We start from the raw sequence: 6491 nt of genomic DNA on the forward strand, positions 1-6491 counted from the left end.
CCTTTATCTTCCTATAACAGCGGTGCAAACAGACGTAACAGACATTGCAAAACCTTTACATACCACTCTCTGTTCTGACAGAATCCTAACGAGATGATCTTAGACTGTTCGATGGTATTCAATACGTCCTCTTTTACCTGCCGTACTGCTTTGGATCTGTACATATAAATTCCACATTCATAATGCAGATAGAGACTGCGATAGTCTAAATTAATACTTCCAACGGTAGCAATCTCATCGTCACAGACAAAACATTTTGCATGGATAAAACCTTTGGCAAACTGATAGATTTTTACATTTGCCTTTAATAATTCCTGATAATAGGACTGTGTCAGTAAAAATACCAGCTTCTTATCCGGGATTCCCGGTGTGACAATGCGGACATCCACGCCGGATTTTGCCGCGTTGCATAGTGCTACGCACATTTCCTCGTCAGTGATCAGATATGGCGTAAAAATATAGACATAGTCCTTTGCATAGTTGATGATGTTCAGATAAATATTTTCTGCCTGATTCTCATGGTCGATCGGCGAATCGGCATAAGGCTGCACATAACCGTCGGATTCATAGTGTTTTTTCCAGTTGATCTGCTGTTTATATGCCAGATAATTTTCCGTGGAATGATTTGCAAAGTTCCACATCTGCAAAAACATTGCCGTAAAATTCCAGACGGCTTTTCCTTCAATCCTGACTCCGGTATCCTTCCAATAGCCAAAACGGGTCGTTACATTGATATACTCATCTGCAATATTGATGCCTCCGGTAAATGCAGTCTTTCCATCCACAACCAGGATCTTCCTGTGATCCCTGTTATTCATGATAATTGACATGATCGGGCGGAACGGATTGAATGCGGTACATTTGATCCCACGCGCTTCCATTTTCTTATAATAGCCTGCCGGAAGTTTGCTGATACATCCCACATCATCGTAGATCATACGGACTTCGACACCCTGTTTTACTTTTTCTTCTAAGGCAGCTAACAACTGCTCTAACATGATCCCGTCTTCAAAGATGAAGTACTCTAAAAAAATAAAGTTTTCCGCTTCCTTAACTGCTTCTAACATCTTCAGGAACAGTTCCTCTCCGGATGGATAATATTCGGTCTTTGTATATTCACAGACCGGATAGCCGGCCCAGTCCTTAATATATTTCGTCTGGTTATAGATACGTTTGTTCTCGTTTCGTATCTTTTCTTCTACCTGTTCGTCTCCTGCTAAAAATGGGCTCAGTTCTTCATTGACACGTTCTAAACGTTCCTCGGTATGTTTTGTTAATTTTGCTCTTCCAAAGACAAAATACAAAGTTACGCCAAAGATCGGTGCCACTAAGATCAGAAAGATCCACGACATCCGCCCCGCCGCATTTCCATCTTTATCGGAAATTATGATTGCCAGTATCAAAGCAACGGCACGAAATCCCAAGTTGATAAATGTAAATTGCAGACTGAACTGATAAAGCACCGTTGCTAACCAGAAAAACTGGATGACAATGGCTAAAAAGATCAATACCAGTCTGCTAAAAAGGATATTTCCCAGTTTCTTCATCTCTTCACCTACTCTTTTGCTTTCCTGTCTGCCTATCGTATCACAAAAACGCTCCTATGTCTAATGCATGAGCCGCACTAAATCCAGACAGCCCCACACATGCTGTTCCTTTCTGTCGCAGCTTCTGTTGGCAGTCTGATACAGCCGCAGTTTTACATCCTTTGGGGACATCTGGGGATATTTGCTTAACAGTAGTGCAATCGCACCGGAAACCACCGGTGTTGCCATCGAAGTTCCGCTTTTTGTCGTATAACCGTCATTATGCACATCACAGCTTGTAATTTTGGTTCCCGGTGCTAAGATTTCAGGTTTTATGACACAACTGTCGGTCGGACCTCTTCCGCTGTAACCTCTGCGAAGTCCCTGCCCCTGTGTCTGGCGGTTATCATCATCACTGCTTCCTACCGTAATGATCGTCCGACAGATTCCGGGGATCGTTACTGAATTTCCTGCCGGTCCGTTATTTCCCGCTGCCGCCACCACTACGATCCCGGCATCCCAGACCTCTTCCACTAATTTGATCAGTTCTACCTGTTCTTCTTCTCTGGCACTTTTTAACATTCCAACAGAAATATTTAAAATCCTTATGTTATACTCATCCTTATGCTCTAACATCCATCGGATCGCTTTTTTGACCTGTCGGGTATTCCCGCCGCCTCTGCGGTCTAATACTTTGATCGGCAAAATACCGCATCCCGGCGCCATTCCCATATATTCTCCCCTGCTCGCGCAACCGTCTGAACCGATGATCCCAGCTACATGCGTACCGTGACCGTTGTCGTCATAGCATTCCGTCTCATTTCCTAGGACATCGTAAAATCCTTTCACCCTTCCTCTTAGATCTTTATGCAAAAAAAGCCCGGTATCCATCACCGCAACTGTAATTCCCTTACCGGTATAACCTCTTTTATGGGCATATGATGTATTTAACAGTTCTCTGATCCGTTCCACTTGATTTTCCTTTTTCTATTAACCTATGCAGGTTTTATTGCAAAGTGTGAACGGCTTTTAGAACTAAGTGGCACAAAAGGACTATCCCAAAGATTTCTCTTTTGGATAGCCCCCTCTTATTTTTGGTCTATATCATTCTTTTTATTTTGCGTCTGCCGGAACGTCTTTGATAGAGAAGCTGATTCTTCCCATCTTGTCTTTTCCAAGGCATACCACGGTTACTTTATCTCCTAAGGTCAGAACGTCTTCTACATGGTTGATTCTTTCCTTGGCAATTTTAGAAATGTGAACCATTCCCTCTTTACCAGGCGCAAATTCAACAAATGCTCCGAACTCTTTGATGCTGATAACAGTTCCTTTAAAGATCTGTCCTGCTTCAAAATCGGTTGTGATGATCCGGATCATCTCTACTGCTTTCTGCATTGCATCAGCATCTACACCACATACGGATACTGCACCGTCATCGGTAATATCGATCTTCACACCAGTTCTTTCGATGATCTCATTGATGGTCTTTCCTCTCTGACCTACTACATCACCGATCTTTGCCGGATCGATCTGGATTCTGATGATCTTCGGTGCATATTTGCCAACTTCTTTTCTAGGCTCTGCGATCGCACCTTTCATCACTTCCATAATGAAGAGTCTTGCCTCTCTGGTTCTGCGGATTGCCTCTTCTACGATCGGTCTTGTCAGTCCGTGGATCTTGATATCCATCTGAATCGCTGTGATACCCTCGGTTGTTCCGGTTACTTTGAAGTCCATATCGCCAAAGAAATCCTCTAATCCCTGGATATCTGTCAATACTAAATAATCATCATCTGTCTCTCCGGTTACTAAACCACAGGAAATTCCTGCTACCATCTTCTTGATCGGTACTCCGGCTGCCATTAAGGACATGCAGGATGCACAGGTAGAAGCCATGGAAGTAGAACCATTGGACTCAAATGTCTCGGATACGGCACGGATCGCATATGGGAACTCCTCTTCAGAAGGAAGTACCGGAAGTAATGCTCTCTCTGCTAATGCTCCATGTCCGATCTCACGACGTCCCGGTCCTCTGCTTGGTTTTGTCTCACCTACAGAGTAGGATGGGAAGTTGTAGTGATGCATGTAACGTTTGGATACTTCGTTCTCATCCAGTCCGTCAATTTTCTGTACTTCTGATAATGGTGCTAAGGTTACCACATCGCAGATCTGTGTCTGTCCACGCGTAAACATTGCAGAACCATGTACTCTTGGGATCAGGTCTACTTCTGCTGCAAGCGGACGGATCTGGTCAATGGCACGACCATCCGGACGTTTGTGGTCTTTTAAGATCATCTTTCGAACGGTCTTTTTCTGATACTGATAAATGGCTTCTCCTAAGATTTCAAGCCACTCTTCCTTCTCAGCAAATGCTTCTTCTAATTTTTCGGTAATCTGACGGATATTCTCCTCTCTTACCTGTTTCTCATCGGTAAAGACTGCCTCTTCCATTTCTGCAGGAGGTACGATATCTTTGATCGCTGCAAACATTTCCTCAGGGATTGCACAGCTTGTATAGTCATGTTTTGGTTTGCCGACTTCTGCTACGATCTCATCAATGAATTTGATGATCGTCTGGTTTACTTCATGTGCGGTATAGATCGCATCGATCATTTTTGCTTCCGGAACTTCGTTTGCACCGGCTTCGATCATGATGACTTTTTCTCTGGTAGATGCTACAGTCAGATTTAAATCACCTTTTTTCCACTGCTCCTGGGATGGGTTGATGATGAATTCTCCATCGATCATTCCAACCTGTGTCATGGCACAAGGACCGTCAAATGGGATATCGGAAATGCAGGTTGCGATTGCTGCTCCAAGCATTGCTACGATTTCCGGTCTGCAGGCCGGATCTACGCTCATAACCATATTGTTTAAGGTAACATCATTTCTGTAATCTTTTGGGAAAAGCGGACGCATCGGTCTGTCGATCACACGGGATGTTAAGATTGCATTCTCAGATGCTTTTCCCTCTCTTTTATTAAATCCTCCAGGAATCTTTCCTACGGAATATAATTTTTCTTCAAACTCTACGCTGAGTGGGAAGAAGTCAATGCCATCTCTTGGCTTATCGGATGCAGTTGCAGTAGATAATACCGTAGTATCACCATATTTCATAAATGCTGCTCCGTTTGCCTGCTTTGCGACTTTGCCTACCTCTACCGTAAGTGGTCTTCCGGCAAGTTCCATTGTAAAACTTTTGAACATATCTTTTCTCCTTTTCTTTCCGGGAGCCTGACTCCCTGCTCTGACAGAAGATTCCGAAACTACTGAAAAAGCTACGATACACGTCTTAATTCCTTATACCTTTTCATACCCTTTTCAGTGGTCCCGGGTTCCTTCTTCTGCCGGTTACAAAATATCCGCTAAAATCTTATCTTCCATATTTTTCACGGAACAAACGCTAAAATAGAGCGGAAAGACTCCGCTCTATCCTTAGGTCATACTATTTTCTGATACCTAAACGCTCAATTAAAGAACGATATCTTTCAATATCGATTTTCTTCAGGTAATCTAATAATCCACGTCTCTGACCAACCATCTTTAAAAGACCTCTTCTGGAATGATGATCCTTTGGATTTGCTTTTAAGTGCTCTGTCAGCTCCTGGATTCTTGCTGTTAAAATAGCAACCTGAACTTCCGGTGAACCTGTATCATTTGGTGTTCTACCGTACTCTGCAATAATAGCCTGTTTCTTTTCCTTTGCGATCATTGTACAATCCTCCTTATTTGATAAACGCCCTGTCATGTATGATACTCAGTAAAGGGTCGGAGTTGTCCGTCTACCGAATATGGGCTGAACTCATACCTTGCAAGTATATCATAGACATCCTTTATTGTAAACTGTTTTTCAGAAAAAATGTCTGTTTTTTAGCACGGTCTGTCAACATTTAATCTGTCAGTTTTGTGTGGGACAATCCCTCAATGACATCCGACATTTTCTTTACATTTTCGGAAACAGATACATTTAAGGTATTACATTCTCTTGCCAGTTTTTCTACCTCTCCTGCCACAATTGCAAACCCCCTTCCTGTTTCTCCTGCTCTTGCTGCCTCAATGCTTGCGTTCAATGCTAACATCTTCTGCTGTCTCTGGATCGCATTCAACTGATTGGTATTTCCCTCGATATTCTCCATCAGTCCCTTACATTCTGCAATTCCATCTTTGATACGCTGCATCAGACGACCGTTATAGGTCTCATTATATCCTGCATCCATACAGTTATTCAACGCATCACCTAACAAAAATGCGGATGCATTGATTCCTTCTTCGGAACGGACATTGACCTTATTTAATGCCTCTATGTATTCATCTTCATCAATACTTAATTCTCTTGCGACCTGGCGGAATTTCTCTTCGTCCGGATCTTTTGGCAATACCTGTCCACCGATAACGGCTCCGACTTTTTCACCTTTTACAACAAGATCAATACTGAAATCGATCAGTCCTGCATGACAGTGGTACACGCCGGTTCCTTCACGGTCACATTTCTCGCAGCGTCTCTTACCCTCTGCACTCTCTCTTGTATATTTAACACAAAAATCTGTAAAATTAAAACAGTCAGAAATATAATTTCCATCCATGTCTACTGCAACGGTTGCCAGTCCGGTTGCTCTTGCCCAGTTCTTCATAATTTCATGGAATTTATCCATATCCGTAAAATCCTGTATTCTCATATAGTCTTCCTCCATACACCAGTACTTTAATTATATTTTACTATGATTATGACACGATGACAAGCAAATATTCCATGCTGCAATTGTTACTTATTTAACGATATTTTAAGGAAAGACCGGACTTATACAGGCCGGATCGTTCTGTTGTACCAAAAGATAAAAAACATTTTTGCAAAACAGAAAAATACCATCCACAACCGCGTTGTGAATGGTCAGACTGTAGACAAAGCGCTCCGAGAAATCATGTTTCTCGGAGCCTTTTTCTATCACTATAAAGATGTTTGGGTTT

Annotated in this window: 5 protein-coding genes and 1 pseudogene; all 6 read right to left on the reverse strand. The window is 42.6% G+C overall.

The window, feature by feature from the left end; translation table 11 throughout:
• Positions 1–11 precede the first annotated feature (11 nt).
• Positions 12–1547, reverse strand: coding sequence for a cardiolipin synthase (gene cls / locus WMO43_RS07695; protein ID WP_353530787.1), 1536 nt, complete (start codon positions 1545–1547; stop codon positions 12–14).
• A 60-nt stretch (positions 1548–1607) separates the two neighbouring features.
• Positions 1608–2498: a S8 family peptidase gene (locus WMO43_RS07700; RefSeq protein ID WP_353530788.1), complete on the reverse strand. Its 891-nt coding sequence runs from the start codon at positions 2496–2498 to the stop codon at positions 1608–1610.
• 141 nt (positions 2499–2639) lie between these two features.
• Positions 2640–4733, reverse strand: coding sequence for a polyribonucleotide nucleotidyltransferase (locus tag WMO43_RS07705; RefSeq protein WP_353530789.1), 2094 nt, complete (start codon positions 4731–4733; stop codon positions 2640–2642).
• A gap of 238 nt (positions 4734–4971) precedes the next feature.
• The gene (rpsO, locus tag WMO43_RS07710; RefSeq protein ID WP_177963380.1) at positions 4972–5238 is read right to left on the reverse strand and encodes a 30S ribosomal protein S15; all 267 of its coding nucleotides are present in this window, start codon (positions 5236–5238) and stop codon (positions 4972–4974) included.
• A 178-nt stretch (positions 5239–5416) separates the two neighbouring features.
• Positions 5417–5743: a methyl-accepting chemotaxis protein gene (locus WMO43_RS07715; protein ID WP_353530795.1), complete on the reverse strand. Its 327-nt coding sequence runs from the start codon at positions 5741–5743 to the stop codon at positions 5417–5419.
• A 45-nt stretch (positions 5744–5788) separates the two neighbouring features.
• Positions 5789–6217 (reverse strand): annotated as a pseudogene (locus tag WMO43_RS07720) (PocR ligand-binding domain-containing protein); the annotation flags it as partial.
• Positions 6218–6491: the final 274 nt, after the last annotated feature.

The organism is Maccoyibacter intestinihominis (genome assembly GCF_040096355.1).
Lineage (GTDB): Bacteria > Bacillota > Clostridia > Lachnospirales > Lachnospiraceae > Maccoyibacter > Maccoyibacter intestinihominis.